Below are 22,046 nucleotides of genomic sequence, written 5' to 3'. Positions count from 1 at the left end.
AATGGTCCTTACTCTTTATGCTGAAACGTTAATGATGATTTTCCCTTGTGCGCGGCCAGTCTCGCTACGCTTGTGAGCTTCTGCAACTTGGCTCAAGGAGAATTCACTGTCGATAGTGACTGTCAGCTGACCAGCATCGGCAAGTTCAGCCAGCTTTTTAAGCTGTTCACCATTGGGCTGTACAAAGCAAAAAAATGCTGAGATATCATATTTAGCCGCAATTGCGTCATCTGGCGTTTCAGTAATAGACACTAAGCGTCCGCCTTTCTTCAATGTTTTCCAGCTTTTAGCTTGGGTTTCGCCACCAATGGTATCAAATACTACATCAATATCTTTTAATTGCGAGAAGTCGTCCTGATGATAATCAATGGATTGATCTGCGCCTAAGCCCATTACCAGTTCGGTATTTTTGGATGATGTCGTTGTGTAAACATATGCACCACGCAGTTTGGCCAATTGAATTGCAAATTGCCCAACAGCCCCAGAACCTGCGTGTATTAGTACCCGATCACCAGATTCTAATTTTGCGAGTCCATAGAGTGATTGCCAAGCAGTCAATGCAGCCAAAGGGACACCTGCTGCTTCTTGCCAAGTGAATGAGCTAGGTTTAAGTGCTGCTTCTTCGGCTACGACTGTTTGATATTCGGCATAGCTGCCATTTTTGGCGATATCAGGACGGCTGTATACCGCATCTCCGACTTTGAGATTAGTTACATTTTTACCAATGGCAACAACTTCACCCGATACGTCCCAACCTAAGGTTAATGGTAATGAATGGTTTAGCAGTGGCTGTAAATAACCCTCACGAATCTTCCAATCCACAGGGTTCACAGCTGCGGATTTTACTTTAATCAAGACTTCATTTTCATTAGGTGTGGGTATGACAACATCATTCAGCAGGAGTACGCTGTGGTCACCAAACTCATTGATCTGTACTGCTTTCATTAATGGACTCATAAACTCTCTCGTAATCTCTTAGGTGAATAAATTAAGGCAATGGTACACCTCTCTGTGTAGCTTGATTAGAGATCAAATACGCACTATATTGTTTCCATTATGGAATCAATTTGTAGGCTTATGGCACTTGTAAACGAAAACATGCAGGGATTGGTTCTTTTTTCTCATATAAATAGACAGGGAAGTTTAACTGCTGCTGCGCAGTTATTAGGGATGAGCCGCTCTTCAGTCAGCAAACAGCTAGCAGCGTTAGAGAAAAAAATCGGTTCAAGATTATTTAATCGAACGACTCGTAAAATTGCATTGACCGAGGTGGGTCGTCAAGTGCTTAAAGAGGCACATAAAGTAGAGTTGGCACTTCAAACCATTGAACACATCAGTGAAGATTCTCAATCGATAGTCGCAGGGGATCTGAATATTTCATGTGCTAGTGCACAGGGGCGGGTTCATCTTGTTCCTTTGTTGACCCGATTTCTTTCGCTCTATCCTAAAGTTAATGTGAATCTGCAGTTAGAAGATCGATTTATCGACATGGTAGCGGAAAACATAGATGTTTCTATTCGAGTTGGTTACTTGCCCGATTCAAGCTTGATCGCTCGTAAGCTTGGTGATTTGTCAGGTGTGCTTTGTGCAACTCCTGAATATTTAACAGGTGCTCCAGCGTTAAAAACACCTTCGGATCTATTACACCATCGTTGTTTGTTTTATCGAAACAAAAAATTGGCAATGAACTCTTGGACGTTTTTCAGTGAACAGAGGGGGGAGGAGACTGTAGTTGTCTCTGGGCCTTTGAGTATCAACGATCCAGGTGTGTTGATATCTGCTGCACTTGAACATGCTGGAGTATTACTGACTGATAAAAGCTTACTTGGTGACACTATGGAGGAGGGAGCCTTGATACCCGTATTACCAGAATATCAATCCATAGGAAATCTACCTATATACATTGTTTACCCAAGAAGAGAGCTTTTACCTGCAAAAACCAAAGCTTTGGTTGATTTTTTATTGAAGGAGATGCCAAATTTACTGCGAGGTGAATAACAAAATGGGTTAGCCTTCGAATGAAGGCTGATTACATTTTCTTGTTTAGCTTCTGGCTGGTTTGATAATTGGTGTTGTGTTTGAAGGTTGTACCTTCATTGTTATCTATCGCTTCGATTTGGCTTGTGATGTTGTACTTTGTTTTGCACTTCTCCGTGGTCTCTGTGTCCTCCGTGGGGAAAAGCTGTTTTACCTTCGAATGAAGACTAATTACATTTTTTGAGTTGGTTCATTTGAATTTTTGTTATTGGGTGAGTTTTTGAAGGTCTGCCCTTCATTGTGATCTATCGCTTGCAGCGTGCTTATGTGCAAGTAATCTCTCGGTACGCTGTAAACCCATCCCTGGGCGCTCTGCGACTTCCAATAACTTCCCTGTTAAACTGCCAGTTGGGCATCCTTACCTCTCGCTCAAAGAGTTCCACAAAGTGAAACTTCGCCCTGAAGCCGAAGCTCGCAGCCGCATCTACACCTGTTCATTTGTCTCTTCGATTTTGCTTTACTTGGTAGGGGTTCGTAACTTACTTTTGCCCCATTATTGTTTTGGTCTATCAAATTTGCGTTTTCAATCAGTAGAATTTGCCCAAATACAGCTCATGTGAAGTCGTAGATATTTATACGGTAAAAATGAGCTTTTAGATTGGAGCCTAAGTCGCTCTGGGACAAAAGCGCTTTAAACATTTTGCGTTAGTTATAGCCTAGGCAATCATTCACGTGAGTTCATTGCTTCGAAAGCAGAAATAACCTGTGTTGCGGCTTGCTCCATCGACATGTCCCAAGTATCAAAGCATTCAACCGTATTAGAAACCAGATAATCCTGTAAATCTTTCGGTAAACCACTAAACCATAGGTTAGAGCCGATTTTTCTGAGGGCTTTTTCTGCTTCACCGAATTCATTATTAAAAGGTTCAATAATTCTGCTAGATATTCTTGTTTGATATATGACTGATACAGCTCGGGGCTTCGTGATGTAACCCACCTAGTTGAATCATTGGTAGAATCCATCCATGAACGAATTTCCCCTAAGAGCCAAATATTCAGATTATCCCAATCGGTTTCGGTACCTCCTAACCAATTTTCAGATTTAGCTGTCTCATTCGCTAGTTCTTGAAGACTAGGCTAGAAGTCACGAGGTAAACATACTGATTTTTGCTTGTCACCGTCAAAGAAATGTCTGGTTTCCAAATCGCTCATATTATAGCTTCCATCGTACTTGGGAAGTCATCGCTGTAACCTTCCATAAAGTAATATTCAGTCAGACGTCTCGACTATCACAATTAATTAAACAGTAGTCTATTGCTACGGCTGATTATTTGATAATGTCATAAGCCCATTTATAGCTGCTATAGAGGAATGGTCTGCTGCCTTCCTTCTCGGTTTCAACGACTGACAACTTAATTTGAGTACCTAGCGGCAGAGCACGAATAGCTTTGGCACATTCGACCTTCATATCATTAGGAAAAGGCTGGCCAACCACAGGTCTAACACCATTCTTACGTCTTGATGCGTCATAAAAAACTTCACAAATAATAGACGTGTACTCGCTTGGATCTCGACGACCTCCAGCTCCCATGTATAACTCCTATTTTACAAATAATTAGTGCATTTTAAGCATGTAAATGCACCTTGATGATCAAACTCTAATATCGTGATATAGAGAGCAATCTTTAATCTACAAACGCAACAGGCGTTAATGATGATTTTAAGTAAAGCGGATGTGCAGGTTCACCAGATTTATTTACCTTTAAAGCTGAGATTGTAGGGAGCATTGTTCTCACCTTGCTGGAGCGTTCCATGAAGACACCATCATTACCCCAAGCGGCAACTATCACTCCAGCATTTTCAGCCAGTCGTAGTAAGGTTGAATCGTTTTGGCTACCAATAGGGTCACTAGCTCGCTTCATATCTTCCGGCTGTGTAGCACGAAAAGCGAAAAGGTTGACCATACAAAGTCCACCATATCCCCAACTTTTGGCAAAGTTAATACAGCGTCTAATTGTTGGGTCATCCTCTGTTTCATCTGCTGTAGACGGATTGAGTCCAATGAACACCGTATAGGGTTTCGATTCGTCCCAAACACGCCACAGTTCATAGCGATACTGTCGGCAATCTGATAATACTGCTGATTTTTTCATTTTAATCATCCACCACTTCAACGGTTTTATGCTGAGCGCCGTAATAGGTGCCTTCATCGGTGGTGTAACGCAGCATCACCCCACAACTTGGGCATTCAAAGGTTTCATTTGGCTAGATGCGTTCATCTTCAATCCAATCCCAACCAAAAGATTCTCACATTCAGGGCATTGCATAGCGATTCCTTATGTCTCACAACTCTCTGAAATTCTTAGTGCATCTTCAATCTCTACACCAAGGTATTCAATCGTGCTTTCGAGCTTAGCATGACCCAGAAGTAACTGAGTAGATCGTAAGTTCCTAGTTTTGGTATAGATCAAATAAACTTTGTGCGACTTAGTGAATGTGTTTCATATTTAGTTTATCAAGGCCAGTTTCAGCCACGAAGTGATTCATCCATCAGGCAAAGCTTGGCTTGATAGCGATACCTATCGCTATTTTCATCCCGAGAGGGGGAAATAAGCATCTCGGAATAAAAATCAGTACTTTTTTGCTTAAACAGGCATTGTTTGTATTTTAAGGTTCTACCTCTTGATAACCATGTTCAACAAAACAACGGATATCAAGATGAATGAGCAAAACCATATAATTCAACGGCTAAATCGCGGGTGAAATAGCTCCTGAAATAGCGGGTGAGGCAGGGCGGTTATACAACCCTATATCTCTATGCCAATGGACTATCAACCAGGAATAAGTAACAATCAGATTGGTAAAGATAGGCGAGTCTTAACAATGAAAATTGTGACGCGTTTTGGCCTTACATCTCCAACGATTATCAGCTGGCTTTATGGCATTCCACACCGGCTGGCATTAGAGCATTTGAACAAACTTGTCAGCGAGAAATTACTGAGTCTTGTAATCACTCACCGTTCTATCGATGGACGCGTTTATGTGCTCGACTATGCAGGGGCGAAATACGCAGAAGAGTTGTTATCAATTGCGGTCTACTTTCGCGCTGGAGAGCCAAGCTTACGAGTTAACCAAAACACCATTATGCACGACCTTATGATGCAGTACGTTCTGCTAAAGGGCGTTCATAACCGAACGAAAGATAATATAGCTAAACCCTATTGGTATTCCTTTGTTACTGAGCCTGAGTTTAAGCGGCTATTTAAATCTAATGATGTGCGCAATGTCGACGGTATAGCGTTAGAGTCTGATGGCACCATTGCAGCGATTGAAATTGAGCATTCATTTAAGACTAAGGCCGCTAGGCAAACCATCCTCCTAAAGTGGCTGTACGGCCTCAAGCATTGCTATTACAGCAAGGTCATGCTGTTCTCGCAGTCACAGCAAATCTTCAATGACATAAAGAGGCTGCATAACCAACTATATGAGGAAATGCCAACAAGGTTTGAAAAAAAGACGCGGCAGGTGTTGCTAAGCCACGAGGATGCAGAACTACTTAAGGCTCGGATAGTCCACCGAACGGTGTTGTGTGATGAGCTGACCAACATTTTTTACTCGTAGTTTAGGTATAACGACAAAAGACACGCAATGTGTCTTTCCCCGGCAGAGCTATTATTTTAATAGTTACAGTTGTGGAAGCAATTGAACACTTTGGTTCATTCACTGTGCACTGACTTGAGGCTTCCCTGTCCTCCAGTAATAATAGATAGGTTATTCAATAGTGAACTATTGGCAACTAGATATGTTTTATTTTGTCAAAGTTGGCGTCTGTAAGTTGATGATAGAGCTTAGCTGTACCACATTAGATAAGCTCTACCAGTTATTGCACTTAGCCGACCTCTCTTGAAAGATAAACTAATTGATTACTGCAGCGCTTACCCAGTGCACTTTCTCTGGAAAAGTATGCAGGTTAATGTTAACCGCTAATTTTTTTTCAGCAAAAGCTTGGGTTAATTGAAAAAGTCGTCTCTTATCAATAGAGTGTGGCTTATTTTCTGCGTCATTCGCGGGGAGAAGTAACCAGTTTAATATTTCCTCCGTATTCTCTACGATTTCCCCATTTTCCATACTCAAAATCGTAAAATCTTGCCGCTTTCTAATTCCCACACTGTTTTGCCAGGTTAAGATACACGCCATAAATGCGCTTGCAGCAAGTTGTTCTGCGTGTAAGTGCGCAGCTTTGCCTTTAAAGTTATAATTCATAGCGTGTGATAAAAATAACTTCATCAAATAAGAGTCAACATCAATATATTGGGTATTAGCTCTGGTTGACGCAATTTTTCTATCAAAGCTAATATCGTGTCTGCTTCTTTTCGTTTGTAGCAGTTCCATCACATTGGGCGGTATTCTTAATTGCCATACTTCATCGTTGTGTAGCTTACTCATAATTTCAATATCAAGTAATTCACAGATCCCAGATATGAAAGCAGCAACATGTTGTTTGTTAATATTTATCGGGTTGTCATTGCGGACATCATTTGAATTGATCGCATGTTGGAAAAGATCACGCTGAAGTTCGGCCGACTCTTTGGCTTTTTCTACCGCTTCATTGATCCTTTGGTTTGTTCGTTCAATGGCTTCTGATTGGGCGTTTTCTAGAATAGATTCGATATCAATTAAGCTAGATACTTCGCCTAAAATGTCATCCATTAGTGCATCGTTAAACTCTGAAGACTGAACTTGAGCTAAGTCTTTTACTACCGCCTCAACACGCCCATACATAGTTTCGAGTACTTTTTCATCCAATGAGTCTGACGAGTTAATATTAAATACTACAACTCGCTTCAGTTGTCCGTAGCGATATAGACGGCCAACTCTTTGAACCAACCTCATAGGGTTCCATGGTAAGTCATAGTTGATCATGATATGGCAATGCTCTTGTAGGTTAATACCTTCACCGCCAGCTTCTGTTGATATTAAGAATTGACCTGTATTTTCAAAGTCATAAATTTGTTGTTTTCGTTCATCTAGCTTCATTCCACCATAAATTAAATTGACGCTATCAGCGCCTATTTTCTGTTGTAGGGTTTTAGCTAAATATTGTTGTGTAGAGCGATACTCTGTAAATATTAGTACCTTTTCCTTCGGATTATTCTTTAAGATTTTTGTGATAATAGTATCGATAAACTGTTTAGACTTATTGTCATGCTCAAGTAAGTTAGTTGCATCAATAATCAACTCTTTTAGTAAGCCAATTTCACCACTAAAAAATTCTTTTTCAGAAGATTTTTGTGCCAATGACTCCTCTTGTTCACCTTGAAAAGGGCTATCTTCATCAATATCAACAGAATCCAATGAGGATAGTTGGTTTTGGAGTCGATCTAAGCGGTTAAGTAGTGCTTTATGGATTGCTGCCACACTTGAAGCAGCAAGCTTACGATACACAGTCATAACAAAGCCAATAGCATTTCCTTCTCTCCCAAGAGCCTTGGAAGCAGAGTACCCGCGCTTTAGATATTTTCTTAGTGAGCTATCAAATTCAATTGCCTGCTCATTCGTTTGAACTTGAACTGACCGAGTGGTTTTACCGTGGAATACAAAGTTACCATCAAGATCCGTTACGTCGGCCTTATAGTTACGAAATACAAATTCACTCAAAACTTCAGGGTTAACATCTATTTTTAAAAGATCACTCTTTCGTTCAGGTCTAAGTAGCTCAAGGAGCGCAATAAACTTGTCTTGCATACCTTGATGTGGGGTCGCAGTAAGGAGGATTAAATTGCCATTTTGATTTTGTTTACGTAACTCGGCAACTAATTCAAACCTTTCCGAGCTATCGAGTTTGTAGCCATATTGGCGTCGAGATAGGCGATGCGCTTCATCGACAATGATTAAGTCATATTGACGACTATCAAGTAAAATATTTAGGTGGTCTTTGTTTTTCAAACGGTCCATAGATGCAACAACAAAGTCATTTTTAAACCAATGGTGTTCATGTTTGGTCGGAAAATCTGTGCCATAAACATTAAAGCGCGGTAAGTTAGGCGCCTTTTCAATAATTTCCTCTTGCCACTGTTGAGTTAGTCCAGCTGGGGTAATGAGTAAAACACTTTTTAGTTGTTTTCGGTGCTGCAATGCACTCATTAATAAGATGGTTTCAACTGTTTTACCAAGACCAACATCGTCAGCGATTAGCCAATTTAAATTGCCAGAATTTAGAATATGATGAACGAGGTGAATTTGGTGGGGCAGTGGATCGATATTTAAATTTGAAAGCGCACCAGTATTTTCATTCCAAATAGTAATGGCGTGAGCTAACGTCTTTAACCTTACTTTCTCTGCAGCAGAGTGTTTTAAGGTGACTAATTCGTGTTTTACGTCTTTTGCCTGGCTTAATAATTGGTAAGGGAGCCAGCGTTTTTCATTGCTTTCATGAAACTCAACGAGTAAAAGTTCTTGTCCAGCAATCTTTCGGTATTGGGTCAGTTGGCCTTCGCCTAACTTCCTGCCATCTGAAGTGGTGGGAGCGATAACACCAGTACCTAACCTAAATCCATTTACTAGAGCATCGACAGTTTGAACAGACTCTGTCTTATCATGAACCCAATGTACTTTTACCGATGATGTTTCTGGGTAATTATCCACAATGATCCCTGTTCTATTTGGATCTTGTTCGCCTATTCTTTTTACATGACTTCCCCTAATAGGAAGCAATTTTCTTCGTTGCATTTGTAGGTCCTATACTAATTCTATAATAATGGCTTTGACAGCAATCAGAGCTAATAAGCTAGATAACGAGTTAAGCCAACACTTGACTCATTGAAACCATATTGAAGCAGTGAGTTGTAAAGGTTATATTCAACAAACTCATCTGAGCCATATCCTTCCATGGTGCTGTCTAAGTCATATGTGAATCAATGATTGTTGGGTAGGTCTAACTGATTGACATAGTTGCGAAAATAAATATTAAATGAACGATAGGCTTGTTTTACTGGATCATTGTAGAACCATGTATCGTAAATAGTCTCGAGTGAGTGTTGTAGTTCCTCAACAAATAAATGAGGACAGGCATAGTTAATTGCGTAAATTCCACACCTCCTACTAAGCTTTAGTTATCGGTAACCAGTAGGAGTTAACCATGCCTCGTCCCAGAAGAACCCAGATCAGTCTTGAAGACACGCCTTGGTACCATTGCTGCTCCAGAGTGACTAGACGTGCCATGCTGCTGGGGGATGATAAATTCACAGGTAAAAACTATGACCACAGGCGTGATTGGGTCGAATCCCAGTTACTGAAATTAGCGGGTGTGTTTGCAATTGATGTTGCTGCATATGCCGTGATGAGCAATCATCTACATGTTGTGCTTTATATTGACATTGAAACAGTGAATAGATGGTCAGATAGAACGGTAGTTGAGCAGTGGCATAAGCTGTTTAATGGTACTGAAATCACACAAAAGTTTGCTAAGGGTGAAGTGATAGAAGAGCAGCAAGTGGCTAAATTAAAACACCTTATTGCCACTTACCGCTCACGCTTGTGCGATATTAGTTGGTTTATGCGATGTCTTAATGAGCCGATAGCCAGAAAAGCCAATATCGAAGATAATTGCACAGGTCATTTCTGGGAAGGTCGCTTTAAAAGCCAAGCCCTGCTTGATGAAGCCGCTGTACTAGCTTGCATGGCTTATGTCGAACTCAATCCGATTAGAGCCAAAATAGTTGATACACTTGAGAATTCAGACCACACGAGTATACAACTTAGGGTTAATGCTGCGTTGAAAGGTGAGCAACCCACTCAATTACTCCCCTTTATTGGAGATGAGCGGCTCAATCAGCCCAAGGGAATAAACTTCACACTGAAGGATTACCTAGAGTTAGTTGATGAAACGGGTAGAGTTATCCGTGATGATAAGCGCGGCTCAATATCTAAAAATTGCACAAAGATACTGACAAGATTGAATATTTCATCAGACAACTGGATAAAATTGACCTCAGAGTTTGGCAAACTGTTTCACGGCCCTGTAGGAGAAACACAATCGTTAACACGCTATTGTGAGCATCTTCAAAAACGTCGACGGCATTTCTCAAAAAGCTGTCAGCACTTTCAAGCTGATTAATCTATTTAAATAACCTCAGCAGCTAAGAGTCCATGGCAAATAGCATGGCTGAACTCTCCACATTTAAAATTCATCATTCCAGCACTAAAATCACTATTTTCAGTCATATATCAGCTTAAGAATCTACTTCATAGAGTTAGAGAAGCTTTTGTGTCGTAAGAATATTGAACATCGACAGTAGAGCCGTTATGTTATTGATTAATAATGGCTGGCTAGATTTACGCTATAGAAGCTGCGGCTATTTTACCTATCCCTTTCATGCTTTGTAGAATGATGTTTTTGGCTTGATAGTCAGGGCATGACTCGATGAGTTTAATGATTTTAGCTTCAATCTTTTCTATCTGATTTTTAAAGGCTGTTAAGATAGGTTTTATTGTCATTGCTAGGTCTTTAGGCAGAATTTGAAGGCGGTTTTTCTCCATAGTTTGCATTGCAAATAAATGAGGACAGGCATAGTTAGTTGCGTAAATTCCACACCGCTATGTTATTGATTAATAATGGCTGGCTAGATTTATTTTTTTTGCACTTCTCCGTGTTCCTCTGTGTCCTCCGTGGTGGACTATCTTTGAATGGAGATTGATTACATTTGCTTAGTGTTAAATTCTGGCTGGATTGGTATTGGGGGATGTGTTTGAAGGTCGTACCTTCATTAGCACTAATTGCCTACAGCAGGTGCTGTGCATGGATGCACGAATGTCGTGATGACATGGATGTGAAAGAACGACCTTATGTATAGATACTTCTACGAGACGCCACTAGCACGTCTGACCTACACGGATAGTAGGAAATGCAGACAAATGTCTGGAACATTTTCTGCCCTGTGGGCTTTACGGCAGCATCTGACCCACAAGGATGTGGGAAATGCCGGAAAATGTAGGGAACATTTCTGGCCATGCAGCCAAAACTCGTAGCCGCATCTATACCTGATAATTTGCCTCTTCGATTTTGACTTGCTTGGGAAGGTTTTGTAACTGATTTTTGCCCCAAAGTTGGCTAACCTTCGAATGAAGACTGAATACATTTTCTTGTTTAGCTTCTGGCAGGTTTGATATTTGGTAGTTTGTTTGATGGTCTCACCTTCATTACCATTTATTGCTTGCCGCAGGCTTATGTGCAGCTACTTCAGTGACACGACACGAGTATATCCCTATAGTCTCGGCCGTGACGTCCATGTCACGGACGGTCACTGCCGCATCTACACCTGTTAATGTTCCTCTTCGATTTGGCTTTACTTGGGAGGGGGTCGTAACTGATTTTTGCCCCTTTATGTGTTATCTCCAGTAAATTGTCCTATGCAGCACTGACTTCTTTGTAATACTTTTTCTCATCTGTCTGAAAGATAAAGATTCCGTTTAGCGGCAACCTCTAAGTTCATCAGTGTTTGCACTTTTATACAGTATTATTGGTTTTGTTCGGTTAACCTCCAAATCATGTGCAATCAGTTCACGGGTTGCTATTGAGTGAGAATAAAAATAGGTGTAAATTCAGTAAGATGAAAGTGTGCGACTAAGTTTTGTCCGAGTGTGTATTGGATGCAATCTTAAGCGTAAATGTTTGATAAGCTGTTATTAATGAACTTTTAAGAGTTTTACTGTGCACGCTTTCTCTACGTGGCTTGGAAAAACACGCAAGTCGTATATTAAAATGTTATACGGTAATTTTTATGAATGATGAGCAATACTTTCTCGATGGAAAATTTATGCTGAAGAGTGTTCCGCATGAAATTAAAATGTCTCATTGGATTGACGCCCCCGTTTTAATTGATACTAAATCAAATAATACCGTATTGGATCTCACTGGGGGAGTTTGGGATTTAAAGTCTGTATTTAGCTCTACTGATTCAATTACTATCATACTGGCTCGTTACCCTAATAGAGAAAATGACCTTGAGTTAATACTGTTCCCGTTAAAAGGAGTGGCTACCATAAACGGTAAAAGTATATCGATAACCGATATTCGAGAGTTCCTTGCTAAAACCGTATAACAAGGCAATTTAAACGGGTGAATATCAACTAAAACAGTTTGCCATGTTTCGTTCCTCAACAAGTTTGGCAAACAATTTTAGTCCGCTTAATATGGGCGTTATATCGCTCTAGGGTTCGAACTATGACGAGCAAAGAAGAAGTAATCAAATTTTTGAAGAGTTGTAGCGAATGTGAGCTTCTTTCTGTGGTTCAGGCGCTTTCAGAAGAGAAAAGATACCTAAATCGAGATGGGAGTCGTGAACGGGTTACAAGACGATATTTGTTAGCTTCGACTTGTTATGATATCGAGGGCGAAGATGTAGTGGGCGACCCCACCTTCTCATTTATAGGAATGCCGCAAGATGGTGAAAATTGGCTTTCTTCTGCTGCTGATGCTGGTATATGCCCAAGATGCAAATCTGAGGTGCGTGGATTCTGTACCCACTCAATTTGCCCTGTATGTGATCGCAACGTTGCTCTTACTTAAGTAAAATGTAATAAGCTGATTAATAAGAGCAGCACAAGTTCAAACATCTTGTTGTATGAACAGATTAACGCAACTGTTCACCCCGATTAAGCGCTATTAGCTTATCGAGAATATGCTCGCCATCCATGCGGATACCGTTGTGTTCATACTCTGAAGTTAACCAGTATTTGAGGTTCCCGACCTGCTTGGCGGTTTCTAGGCTGTAGCTCATTTCGACAAACATATCTTCGCTGTAGATAGCAGCGGCTACCGGGACTTGGTTGTTGGCTAAGGTGTCTAGGTTATAAAGCGTTGGCCAATCACTGTTAGTGGCTAATAGGTTAGCTGCGTGTTTTAGGGGTTTTAAGTTAGTGAACTGCTCAAAAAACCACGGATAGACCATCTCTCCAGTGAAGAGGAAAGGTTTGCCAAACTCGTAGTTAAACTCATCATATTGAGCGCGAACTCGCTGCGCTGACCAATTTGATGCACTGCGTTGGCAGTAGATGCTCTCATGGAGCAGGGCAAAAATAGGGTTAGTGTTAAAGTCTAATAAATGACAGAAGTGAGCGAGGAACAACGGGTTTACATGGGTGCCTAAATCTGTCTCTATCAGTGCATGTTCCAGCAGGTAATAAACAGACTCTGGACCTTGCTCCATACCGATATTAATCCCCAGCAACTGCAACATCTCGACGGTTAGCCGCTCACCAGTCGCGATGCGTACTTCATGGTGTGTGAGGTGTTCGGCTATCTGAGTGACTAGCTCTTGGGCATCACTAAAACGGGTGAAGAAATCGCGATTTTTTGCCAGTACTCTTTGGTATGTGGCTTGATATACCTCATCGGCTGAACGGGTCAGAGAAGGAATTCCTCCGGTGATATATGCCTCTTTAACCCCCTCAGGGGCATCATTGAGGTATTTCAGGACACAAAATCCGCCGAAGCTTTGACCGAGAATGCTCCATTTTTGCCCTGGACAGAGCTGTTCACGTATGGCTTCTGCATCACGTATAATGTTATCGGCTCTAAAATGCGATAAGTACTCGGCTTGTAGTTCTGAGTTAAAGTGAGCCAAACTTAAATAGCTGACAGGGGTTGAAAGCCCTGTACCACGTTGATCTAACAGTAGTACTCTGAACTCTGTTAAGGCACGCTTTATCCAGCCACTGTTATCTGCTGGCCTGACAGCGCTAAAACCTGGACCTCCTTGAAAGAAGACGAGAAAGGGGCGTTCGTTTGAGTCTGTGTCTATGTCATTTGAGAGTAGCTCTCTGGCAAACACTTGGATCTTTTTACCTTGTGGATCATCATAGTTGAGTGGCAAGGTGAAGGTGTGTTTGCGCGCTGACAAACCGGCGAGGGAGAGTTCAGGTTTCATGGTGGTCCTAAGGGGCTAACGTTTTATGATTAGATTGTATACAAAAAAAATGCTAGCTCCAAATGCCTTTTTAGCTGTTGAGATCAAGTTAGTGTGAATTTTTAGCAAGAGTTATTAGAGTATTCCTCTGAGTTGTCGTAATCTCTTAGGTTAATAAAAATGAAATTCAGCCATTGAATGTAGGCCTACTAATGAAGTATCAGATCATTCCAGTCACCCCGTTTCAGCAAAACTGCAGTCTTGTGTGGTGTGACGAGACCATGAAAGCCGCTGTGATCGACCCCGGTGGTGATATTGACCGTATTTTGAGTGAAGTCAAAAAACTGGGTGTCTCTTTAGAGAAAGTCTTTTTGACTCATGGTCATATTGATCATGTCGGTGGCGCTAAACAGCTTTCTGAGCAACTAAATATTCCGATTATTGGACCACATAAAGCTGATATTTTCTGGCTGGATAACTTAGTTGAACAGAGTCAGCATTTTGGTTTAAAGGCCTGCGAGCCCTTCACCTCAACACAATATTTAGAGGATGGAGACAGTGTCACTATCGGCAATTTAACACTCCAAGTATTACATTGCCCTGGCCATACACCTGGGCATGTGGTGTTTTTCTGTGAGAAAGCGAAAACCGCTTGGGTGGGAGATGTGTTGTTTCATGGCTCCGTTGGCAGAACCGATTTTCCACAATCGAACCACGATGATTTAATCTTATCGATCACTAAAAAGCTATGGCCACTGGGTAGGGATGTGGAGTTTATTCCTGGCCATGGACCTATCTCGACCTTTGGCTCTGAGCGAGATCAGAACCCATTTGTGGCGGATCAGCTCTTCGGCTAGTTTTCACTTAATTTTAGTGGGAGGGGATAGCTCCTCCCGCCTAAATCCAAATCTAAACCTCTAATCTTTATCTCGTTTGTCGTCTTATCCCAAGTGCCAGCAGTAATAAGCTGAATAATCCTATTGCACCTCCTGAGCTACCGTTTTCACTGGGTTCGGGAGTTGGGGCTACCGTTACTGTGACACTTTTCTCTGAGCTGTTATCTGTTTTACCATCACTGACCGTAAGTACTATGTTATAGGTTCCGGCTTGGGTATAGCTATGTGTGAGTTGCAGTTTATCACTGCTGTTTCCATCACCTAGCTGCCACTGATAACTGAGTGTATCTGCGTCGGGATCTGAGCTGGCACTTGCATCGATTTGACAGACTAAGTGTGTGCAACTGGCGGTAAAGCTGGCTTTCGGAGCTTGGTTGGCACTTAAGGTTAAATGTTGAGTTTGGCTATGGCTTAGACCTTGAGGGTCGCTGACTGTTAATGTTACTTCAACTTTATTATCGGTCAGTTCACTGCTGGAAAACTGATAACTGGGTTGAGCCTCTCTACTTGTGCCTGTCCCTAACTGCCAGGCGTAACTTAGGCTATCACCTTCAGGATCGGCACTGCTACTTGCATCAAATTGACAAGTGAATTCATCACATTGGAAGCTAAAGTTTGCTTGTGGCGCTTGGTTTGCTTGTGGTGCAATAACCTGAATGAACTGGGCTGAAAGTGCACCCCATTGACCACTGGTATCTTTGGCTTTTAGGTAGAGGGTGTGCTGACCTAAGCTTAAATCATTGGCGTTGAGCTGCAGCTCACCTTGCTCAGTTTTCTCATCAAAAGAACCATCCGTTGCAGTTAATAAGGTTGCTTGTCCGCCATCCCAAGGGGCATCATCAATATAGAGGGCAATCTCAGCAATATCTTGAGTGGCTTCTGTGCCGCCTCGTCTGCTGAACCTGTCATCGGATGCGGTAACCTTAAGGGTGACTCGATAGTTCTGCGCTATGGCATTGAGAGGCTGACCAACGCTGCTGATCTCGGTAATATCAGGCCCCGATGGGATCAGATACGGCGCTTCGACGATTTTTGCTGCGTACTTTAATGCCTTAAGGTTATCAGGTAGTACCTTGTCATTATAGCTGCTGCAACTTTGGAAAAAATCAGTACCTAACTCGAAGGTCATGTGGGGAATGCCTAGCTCGCCATAGCTTAGGTTGTCACTGGTGCCATCTGTTGGATAAAGTCCAACACTTTGCATCGGCATATAGCCGTTAAAACGAGCGAGTTTTCTACCAAGTGTTCGCATCGCTGCGCCATTGGGGGCTAGCGCGTTTGTGCCGCCCCAGGGCCATAGTACGAGCTCACTGTAGGAGTGGACATCGATATGTAGGCCTTGGGTGGTATCAGGCGCGGCATCGGTGCGGTTTGGCCCTCGGTGATCACCAAATAGTGCTCTTACATAGGCTTCTACCGCTTGGGTTTCTGGCTCTGAACCTGCACTTGGACCACGGAAGATATTGCTACATTCATTGCCGCTTGAGCCTTGCTCAACCGTATTCCAACCCCAACTAAAATTACGGTTAAGATCGGTTCCTATCGCATTAGGGTTACTGCCACAGTAGTTTTGATTGGCGTTTTTGCGCCAGGATAACCCGGTTTCTGCTTTCTTACGCCCATCTGGATTCATATGCAGTAAAAGGTGGATCTCGTGTCTATCCAGCAGCCACTGGCTATCAGCATCAGTATCACGTTCACTAAGCAGATCCTTAGCAAACTGCAATACCAAAGGTGAAGTTGCGTATTCTCTTGCGTGCATGGCGGCGTGGATAAAAAGTTTTGGCTTATCACCTGTCACTTGGCTATTGGTGAGCTTTAACAGGTTGAGATCATAGCCGCCATTGCCCGCCTGTTTTTGCCATGAGTCTCCAATGTCCTCTATGGTGGCAAAGTTTGGGTTTTGGCTCACGAGCTGCTCGATATCTGTTTGAGTCTCCTCAACTGTTGGGTAACAGCTATAACCTGGGATCCCTGATAGGAGATTGCTCTGGGAAGCGATTTTTTGTGGATATAGGCTGGCGGGATCGTCAACTTTAGCCATGCTGGTGGCAAAAGGTTTTAGTCTGCTCAGCTCATCACTGGATAAGGGCACCCAAATTGCTCGCTGGGTTGGATCGGTTTTTATCTTCTCATTGTGAAGGCTGATGTTCGCCTTTAGGAAAGTCTGTTCATCGGGAAAGGTGACTTTATAGGTCTGCTGACTGTCATCTATTGCCTGAGCCTGTGATTGAGCGAGAGAGCTAAAGATAAGGCCAGAGATAATGAGGCTTTTGGTGAGTCTACTCAGTGTTATTCCCTTGGTTAATCGTGCGATGCTTTCTGCTGTTTTCATTGTTATTTCTGCCATCTTTATCGGTAAACAGTTACCTGTAAACTGTTATCTGTACAAATAGTCGAAAGTCTCCAATCTTGTTTACCACTTGGCGGAAACTAGACTATTTCACTGTGTAACCTGTACAAACTAGCAACATATATCGCCTTTTGTAAGGGGTTTTACATACTGATTAAGGTAAAGAGAGTAGGTCAAAGGTATGACAACTCATCACAGAAACCTTTTGTAATGGATTCTTGCTTGTAATTGAGGTGACGTTTGGTAGCTTAGTTTTATGTTGTATAAAAATGAGATATACGGACATGTCCCATCATATAGAGGATATTCTCTCCCACTGGCAGACGGCTCCACATGATGAATGGGTGCTGGCGGTGATCACTAAAGTCACAGGTTCAGCATACCGTAAAGCAGGAGCCATGATGTTGTTCCACCCCCTTGGACGCTCTATTGGACTACTCAGTGGTGGCTGTTTAGAAGCGGATCTTCGTCGTCATGCTCAGATGTCACTAGAGAAGCAGGAGGCTGTGTTGGTGCAGTATGATGCCAGCGATGAATCCGATGCCAGCTATCAATTAGGGTGCGGCGGTATCGTCGATATCATGCTTGTCCCCCTAAAACGAGAAAACCATTACCTGAATTTCCACCAGTTGTCTGAGCGTCTTTATCATGGCGGTCAGTTTTTCTACCAAATTACTTTACCCCATAGAGACACCGCTCTTGCCAATGTGACGGCAAGCATTAACGCCTATGATGAGGTGAACTTTCCGGTGGATGATTTTAAACGTGCAGGCATTTTACGGACTGGACAAGCTGAGCTGATTATACCTTTGCGCTCCCGCTATCGGCTGGCGATTTTCGGCGGAGGTTTAGATGCTCAGCCAGTAGTTGCGATGGCCTTAAGCTTAGGTTGGCAGGTGGACTTGATTGATGAGCGAACAAGCTACGCGAGAAACCATGATTTCCCCGGTGCGAGAATTTTTAAGCAATCGGCCGACATGCTTCCTGAACATTTTGAGTCCCATTTAGATGCCGTCATTATTATGCAGCACAACCTTGAACTGGATGCTAAAGCGCTGTCAATGGTGCATAAGATGGATAGTTGTGAGCACTTAAGTTATGTGGCGCTATTGGGGCCTGCTCATCGAAGAGAGCGTGTGCTGCAAAAAGCGGGGCTAAGTAAAAGTGATTTTAATTGTGTCTTCTCAGCGCCAGCAGGGTTTGCTTTGGGAGGCGAGCTGCCGGAGTCGGTGGCTTTGAGTATCTTGGCTCAGTGTCATGGTGTTCTTCACGGTGCTAGACAGATCCCCTTAGATAAGGTGATGGTTTGAAGAGTTTGATTGTCTTGCTCGCCGCTGGCAGAAGCCGTCGTTTTAATGGCGCTAAGCTGGCACAAGTGATTGATAGAGAAGGGACAAGCATACTTGAAGATAGCTACAGTAAACTCTGGGGCGTGGCTAATAAAGTGGGGGCGGAGCTGTTAGTTATCTTAGGTGGACATCAAGAGCAACTTTTACCTCTATTACCAGCGGGCGCTAAATATCTTATTAATTCTGAGTTTAAAACAGGCTTATCCAGCTCTATTCGCTGCGCAGTGAATCATGGCGTTAAGACGGAGGCTGACTCGCTATTGATAAGCTTGGCGGATCAGGTTGCAATCACTGAAAGTGACTACTTAAGCCTGTATAGAGCTCGAGGCGGGGCTCCTGTGTGTGCCACCTTTGATGAGCAACTCTCGGCGCCTGCGCTATTTTATCGCGATGATTTCGATAAGTTAGCGGCATTAAAGGGCGATCGCGGAGCAAAGCCGATACTGCAGATGCTTAAGCAAGTTGGAAGGTTACAAACTGTTGAGATGAGCAGTGCACAAAAAGATATTGATACGCGAATTGAACTCGCAGATTGGCTGGATGTGAGATCTGTAAGTAGAGAAAACCATAATAATTAATTTCCCATCTTAAGCATGGAGTGAGTGATGTCAGACAATGAGCTGAAACTGAATATTAATGGCAAACAGTTTACATTAGATGCCGATCCTAATATGCCCATTCTTTGGGCTGTTCGAGATATGTTAGGGATGACAGGTACTAAGTATGGCTGTGGTGCAGGTCTGTGTGGGGCTTGTACAATCCATATTGATGGCGAGCCTGCCAGAGCTTGTTTAACCAACCTAAAGCAGGTTCAGGGCAAGAGTGTCACCACCATTGAGGGCTTAGAGGCCGATAAATTACGTCGTGCATGGTCAGAGCATAATGTGCCTCAATGTGGCTACTGTCAGTCGGGGCAGTTGATGTCTGCCGCAGCGCTGTTAAGTAAGAAGCAGAGGCCTAGTGAGACAGAAATAGATGATGCCATGTCAGGTAATATCTGCAGGTGCGGCACTTATAACCGGATTAAGTCAGCCATTTTAAGTGCTGCAGAGTCCTCTAAGATGGAGGCAGAGTTATGAATCCATCCTTTTCTGCGGTACAAAACTTCAGTCGCCGAGATGTACTTAAACTGTTTGGAGCCACAGGTGGTGGGTTAGCTTTAGGCGCAACGGGCTTGAGCTGGAGCCCAATGGTCATGGCCCAAGGAGAGGAGTCAAGGTTGAACCTTTTCATCGCCATTGGTGAGGATGACAAGGTGTACCTAACTTGCCACCGCTCTGAGATGGGTCAGGGGATCCGCACTGGGATCCCACAGGTTTTAGCCGATGAACTAGGGGCTGATTGGAATAAGGTCGTTGTCGTTCAAGGTTTAGCCGATAAACGCTATGGCAGTCAAAACACAGATGGCTCACGTAGTATCCGTAAAGGCTTTGATAAGATGCGTGAGATGGGCGCCATGGCTCGCACTATGCTTGAGCAAGCGGCTGCCGATAAGTGGCAAGTGCCGATATCTGAGCTCAGTACGGCCAATAATTTGGTTATCCACACTCAATCGGGAAGGATGGTAAGTTTTGGTGAATTAGCCAGCGCCGCTTCCAAATATGAGCTCCCTAAGGTAGATACGCTTGTTTTAAAGTCACCTCAGGATTTCACTCATATTGGTAAGCCCCATAAGATTGTTGATATGGATGGGATCCTTAATGGAGAGGCTAAATATGGCTTTGATGTCCAGCTTGAGGGGATGCGTTATGCCAGTATTGTTCGTCCACCTGTTTATGGGAGTAAGGTGAAAACCTTAGATGACAGCCAAGCACGTAAGGTTGCCGGAGTGATCGATGTTGTTCGTTTACCTGTTCCTAAAGGTGCACCAGCTTTCCAACCTCTTGGCGGCGTTGCTGTTATTGCGAGTAACTCTTGGAGCGCTATTGAAGGACGAAAAGCGCTAATTATTTCCTGGAGTGACTCCAACAATGATAGCCATGACTCTCAGGCTTTTCTAAAGCAGTTGGTTGAGAGAGTCCAAGCTCCTGGCAAGCTGGTGAGGCAGCAGGGGGAGCAGAGCAGTGATTGGCCTAAACAGAACACGGTTAAGGCTATCTATACCGTTCCCTATTTGGCTCATGCGCCGATGGAGCCGCCGGTGGCCACCGCAAATGTCACCGATTCAGGTTGTGAGCTTTGGGCATCAACCCAGACTCCTCAAAGTGCAGCGCAGAATGTGGCTGGTTTTCTTGGTCTAAAAGAGGAGCAGATTAAGGTCAATGTGACCTTGCTTGGTGGCGGCTTTGGACGTAAATCCAAGCCGGATTACTGCGTTGAAGCCGCGCTGTTATCTCAACAACTAAAAGTCCCTGTAAAAGTATGCTGGAGCCGTGAGGATGAGATCCAAAATGGTTATCTGCATGCCATTAGTGCTCAGCTGTATCAAGCAAGATTGGGCGATGATAAGATGCCACAGGCGATGTTGCAACGAACGGGTTTTCCCAGCATAGGTTCGACCTTTGCTGAAGGGGCTGACTACCCAGCGCCTTGGGAAGTAGACTTAGGCTTTGTTGATGTTCCTCTGGCAGTAAAGAGCCTGCGCTGTGAAACTGTGGAGGCAAAAGCACATACTCGAATCGGTTGGATGCGCTCTGTGTGTAATATTCAGCATGGATTCGGCATTGGTAGTTTTGTCGATGAGTTGGCCGTAAAAGCCAATAAGCCTATTACACAGATGTGGCGTGACTTGTTAGGCCCTGAGCGGCAAGAGGCCTTTGTTGACCAAGGGTTTAAGTATGGTAATTACGGTGAGGAGCTGGCTCGTCACCCTGTTGATATTGCTCGATACCATGGGGTGATTGCGGCGGTTGAACTTGGGATGAGAAAAGGCGAGCAACCTAAAGTGAATCAAGCTTGGGGATTTGCTGTACATCGCAGTTTTGCCGCCTTTGTGGCTGTTGCCTTGCTGGTAGAGGTGGATAAAGATAACAAGCTTAAGGTGCTACGAGCCGTTGCTGCCATTGATGCTGGGACTGTGGTTAACCCTGACAGGGTTAAATCACAAACCGAAGGGGCAATAATGTTTGGCTTGAGTCTGGCCATGATGGGGGAGATAAGTTTTAAGCATGGCAAGGTTGTGCAATCAAACTTTCATGATTACCCTCTGCTGAGAATGACCCAATGTCCTGATATTGACGTGACAGTTATCCCATCTGATGCTCCACCTGGTGGAGTGGGGGAGCCTGGAGTGCCGCCGGTTGCGCCAAGTCTGACCAATGCCATCTTTGCCGCCTCTGGGATTCGGATAAGGGAGCTTCCTGTGAGTAAACATCTGACGGTTTAATTTAAGCCTAAGCAACGTCAAGATGCTAAACCCTGCATTTGAGGTTGCTCAATTAACTTGTCTTAACTGGTCTTCCTAAGGGGAGGCCTTTTTACTTTCTTAACGCTCCATTTCGGCATTATTGCTTCAAATTTGTTACTAAGTCATTTGATTGCGATGGCATCAAATCGTGTTTTGTTGGTTTTTTTACTACATAAGACTGACTAAAGATCAAATAAAGGGCAATAAAACCGCAGTTAA

At 43.3% G+C, this 22,046-nt stretch carries 18 protein-coding genes and 2 pseudogenes; 11 read left to right on the top strand and 9 right to left on the bottom strand.

The window, feature by feature from the left end:
- Positions 1-15: 15 nt before the first annotated feature.
- The gene (locus tag SWOO_RS15310; RefSeq protein WP_012325574.1) at positions 16-957 is read right to left on the bottom strand and encodes an NADP-dependent oxidoreductase; all 942 of its coding nucleotides are present in this window, start codon (positions 955-957) and stop codon (positions 16-18) included.
- A 120-nt stretch (positions 958-1,077) separates the two neighbouring features.
- On the opposite strand from SWOO_RS15310, the gene SWOO_RS15305 reads away from it, so the two are divergent.
- Complete coding sequence (locus SWOO_RS15305) at positions 1,078-1,998, top strand: LysR family transcriptional regulator (RefSeq protein WP_012325573.1); 921 nt, start codon at positions 1,078-1,080, stop codon at positions 1,996-1,998.
- 703 nt (positions 1,999-2,701) lie between these two features.
- Here the strand turns inward: SWOO_RS15305 and SWOO_RS15300 are convergent.
- The 4 genes and pseudogenes from SWOO_RS15300 to SWOO_RS26275 all read right to left on the bottom strand — a co-directional run.
- On the bottom strand, positions 2,702-2,974 hold the full coding sequence (locus SWOO_RS15300; RefSeq protein ID WP_012325572.1) for a hypothetical protein: 273 nt from the start codon (positions 2,972-2,974) through the stop codon (positions 2,702-2,704).
- A gap of 330 nt (positions 2,975-3,304) precedes the next feature.
- Positions 3,305-3,568 carry a hypothetical protein gene (locus SWOO_RS15295; RefSeq protein ID WP_012325571.1) on the bottom strand — a complete coding sequence of 88 codons (264 nt, stop codon included), beginning with the start codon at positions 3,566-3,568 and terminating at the stop codon, positions 3,305-3,307.
- A gap of 94 nt (positions 3,569-3,662) precedes the next feature.
- Entirely contained in the window at positions 3,663-4,130 is a 468-nt protein-coding gene (locus SWOO_RS15290) for a DUF1643 domain-containing protein (RefSeq protein WP_012325570.1), read from the bottom strand.
- A 183-nt stretch (positions 4,131-4,313) separates the two neighbouring features.
- A pseudogene (locus tag SWOO_RS26275) lies at positions 4,314-4,506 on the bottom strand (integrase); the annotation flags it as partial.
- Positions 4,507-4,860: 354 nt separating this feature from the next.
- On the opposite strand from SWOO_RS26275, the gene SWOO_RS15285 reads away from it, so the two are divergent.
- Positions 4,861-5,598 carry a hypothetical protein gene (locus tag SWOO_RS15285; RefSeq protein ID WP_229377240.1) on the top strand — a complete coding sequence of 246 codons (738 nt, stop codon included), beginning with the start codon at positions 4,861-4,863 and terminating at the stop codon, positions 5,596-5,598.
- Between the two features lie 160 nt (positions 5,599-5,758).
- On the top strand, positions 5,759-5,884 hold the full coding sequence (locus tag SWOO_RS26375; protein WP_267864798.1) for a hypothetical protein: 126 nt from the start codon (positions 5,759-5,761) through the stop codon (positions 5,882-5,884).
- An 8-nt stretch (positions 5,885-5,892) separates the two neighbouring features.
- Here the strand turns inward: SWOO_RS26375 and SWOO_RS15280 are convergent, their stop codons facing one another.
- The gene (locus SWOO_RS15280) at positions 5,893-8,706 is read right to left on the bottom strand and encodes a DEAD/DEAH box helicase (RefSeq protein WP_012325568.1); all 2,814 of its coding nucleotides are present in this window, start codon (positions 8,704-8,706) and stop codon (positions 5,893-5,895) included.
- Positions 8,707-9,115: 409 nt separating this feature from the next.
- On the opposite strand from SWOO_RS15280, the gene SWOO_RS15275 reads away from it, so the two are divergent.
- A complete protein-coding gene (locus SWOO_RS15275; protein ID WP_012325567.1) occupies positions 9,116-10,093 on the top strand; it encodes a hypothetical protein in 978 nt (325 codons plus the stop codon).
- Positions 10,094-10,317: 224 nt separating this feature from the next.
- Here SWOO_RS15275 and SWOO_RS15270 read toward each other — a convergent pair.
- Positions 10,318-10,533 (bottom strand): annotated as a pseudogene (locus SWOO_RS15270) (IS110 family transposase); the annotation flags it as partial.
- Between the two features lie 1,259 nt (positions 10,534-11,792).
- Between SWOO_RS15270 and SWOO_RS15265 the strand changes: the two are divergent.
- On the top strand, positions 11,793-12,077 hold the full coding sequence (locus tag SWOO_RS15265) for a hypothetical protein (protein ID WP_157582050.1): 285 nt from the start codon (positions 11,793-11,795) through the stop codon (positions 12,075-12,077).
- 122 nt (positions 12,078-12,199) lie between these two features.
- A complete protein-coding gene (locus SWOO_RS26020) occupies positions 12,200-12,544 on the top strand; it encodes a hypothetical protein (protein WP_012325565.1) in 345 nt (114 codons plus the stop codon).
- A gap of 64 nt (positions 12,545-12,608) precedes the next feature.
- On the opposite strand, the gene SWOO_RS15260 is transcribed toward SWOO_RS26020, so the two are convergent.
- On the bottom strand, positions 12,609-13,904 hold the full coding sequence (locus SWOO_RS15260; protein WP_012325564.1) for an alpha/beta fold hydrolase: 1,296 nt from the start codon (positions 13,902-13,904) through the stop codon (positions 12,609-12,611).
- Positions 13,905-14,095: 191 nt separating this feature from the next.
- Between SWOO_RS15260 and SWOO_RS15255 the strand changes: the two genes are divergently transcribed.
- Positions 14,096-14,740 (top strand): MBL fold metallo-hydrolase, encoded by a 645-nt coding sequence (locus tag SWOO_RS15255; RefSeq protein WP_012325563.1) that lies wholly within the window; start codon positions 14,096-14,098, stop codon positions 14,738-14,740.
- 67 nt (positions 14,741-14,807) lie between these two features.
- Here SWOO_RS15255 and SWOO_RS25570 read toward each other — a convergent pair whose 3' ends face one another.
- Positions 14,808-17,114, bottom strand: a complete 2,307-nt coding sequence (locus SWOO_RS25570; RefSeq protein ID WP_049774353.1) for a M14 family zinc carboxypeptidase — start codon at positions 17,112-17,114, stop codon at positions 14,808-14,810.
- A gap of 302 nt (positions 17,115-17,416) precedes the next feature.
- Between SWOO_RS25570 and SWOO_RS15245 the strand changes: the two genes are divergently transcribed.
- From SWOO_RS15245 to SWOO_RS15230, 4 genes are read left to right on the top strand one after another with little or no spacing between them, the layout of a single operon-like run.
- On the top strand, positions 17,417-18,442 hold the full coding sequence (locus tag SWOO_RS15245) for an XdhC family protein (protein WP_012325561.1): 1,026 nt from the start codon (positions 17,417-17,419) through the stop codon (positions 18,440-18,442).
- Positions 18,439-19,059 (top strand): nucleotidyltransferase family protein, encoded by a 621-nt coding sequence (locus SWOO_RS15240; RefSeq protein WP_012325560.1) that lies wholly within the window; start codon positions 18,439-18,441, stop codon positions 19,057-19,059. The genes SWOO_RS15245 and SWOO_RS15240 overlap by 4 nt, the downstream gene beginning before the upstream one ends.
- Positions 19,060-19,086: 27 nt before the next feature.
- Positions 19,087-19,560 carry a (2Fe-2S)-binding protein gene (locus tag SWOO_RS15235; RefSeq protein ID WP_012325559.1) on the top strand — a complete coding sequence of 158 codons (474 nt, stop codon included), beginning with the start codon at positions 19,087-19,089 and terminating at the stop codon, positions 19,558-19,560.
- Entirely contained in the window at positions 19,557-21,806 is a 2,250-nt protein-coding gene (locus SWOO_RS15230; RefSeq protein WP_012325558.1) for a xanthine dehydrogenase family protein molybdopterin-binding subunit, read from the top strand. The genes SWOO_RS15235 and SWOO_RS15230 overlap by 4 nt, the downstream gene beginning before the upstream one ends.
- Positions 21,807-22,046: the final 240 nt, after the last annotated feature.

The organism is Shewanella woodyi ATCC 51908, from assembly GCF_000019525.1.
Taxonomy (GTDB): Bacteria; Pseudomonadota; Gammaproteobacteria; order Enterobacterales; family Shewanellaceae; genus Shewanella; species Shewanella woodyi.
The sequence above is the reverse complement of the archived record's forward strand: the minus strand, read 5'-3'. Positions and strand labels throughout refer to the sequence as shown.

What these genes read in the sequence shown, in the direction of transcription:
- SWOO_RS15310 (WP_012325574.1), bottom strand. Translation starts at nt 957, where the DNA reads ATGAGTCCATTAATGAAAGCAGTACAGATCAATGAGTTTGGTGACCAC.
- SWOO_RS15305 (WP_012325573.1), top strand. Translation starts at nt 1,078, where the DNA reads ATGGCACTTGTAAACGAAAACATGCAGGGATTGGTTCTTTTTTCTCAT.
- SWOO_RS15295 (WP_012325571.1), bottom strand. Translation starts at nt 3,568, where the DNA reads ATGGGAGCTGGAGGTCGTCGAGATCCAAGCGAGTACACGTCTATTATT.
- SWOO_RS15290 (WP_012325570.1), bottom strand. Translation starts at nt 4,130, where the DNA reads ATGAAAAAATCAGCAGTATTATCAGATTGCCGACAGTATCGCTATGAA.
- SWOO_RS15285 (WP_229377240.1), top strand. Translation starts at nt 4,861, where the DNA reads ATGAAAATTGTGACGCGTTTTGGCCTTACATCTCCAACGATTATCAGC.
- SWOO_RS15280 (WP_012325568.1), bottom strand. Translation starts at nt 8,706, where the DNA reads ATGCAACGAAGAAAATTGCTTCCTATTAGGGGAAGTCATGTAAAAAGA.
- SWOO_RS15275 (WP_012325567.1), top strand. Translation starts at nt 9,116, where the DNA reads ATGCCTCGTCCCAGAAGAACCCAGATCAGTCTTGAAGACACGCCTTGG.
- SWOO_RS15265 (WP_157582050.1), top strand. Translation starts at nt 11,793, where the DNA reads ATGCTGAAGAGTGTTCCGCATGAAATTAAAATGTCTCATTGGATTGAC.
- SWOO_RS26020 (WP_012325565.1), top strand. Translation starts at nt 12,200, where the DNA reads ATGACGAGCAAAGAAGAAGTAATCAAATTTTTGAAGAGTTGTAGCGAA.
- SWOO_RS15260 (WP_012325564.1), bottom strand. Translation starts at nt 13,904, where the DNA reads ATGAAACCTGAACTCTCCCTCGCCGGTTTGTCAGCGCGCAAACACACC.
- SWOO_RS15255 (WP_012325563.1), top strand. Translation starts at nt 14,096, where the DNA reads ATGAAGTATCAGATCATTCCAGTCACCCCGTTTCAGCAAAACTGCAGT.
- SWOO_RS25570 (WP_049774353.1), bottom strand. Translation starts at nt 17,114, where the DNA reads ATGAAAACAGCAGAAAGCATCGCACGATTAACCAAGGGAATAACACTG.
- SWOO_RS15245 (WP_012325561.1), top strand. Translation starts at nt 17,417, where the DNA reads ATGTCCCATCATATAGAGGATATTCTCTCCCACTGGCAGACGGCTCCA.
- SWOO_RS15235 (WP_012325559.1), top strand. Translation starts at nt 19,087, where the DNA reads ATGTCAGACAATGAGCTGAAACTGAATATTAATGGCAAACAGTTTACA.
- SWOO_RS15230 (WP_012325558.1), top strand. Translation starts at nt 19,557, where the DNA reads ATGAATCCATCCTTTTCTGCGGTACAAAACTTCAGTCGCCGAGATGTA.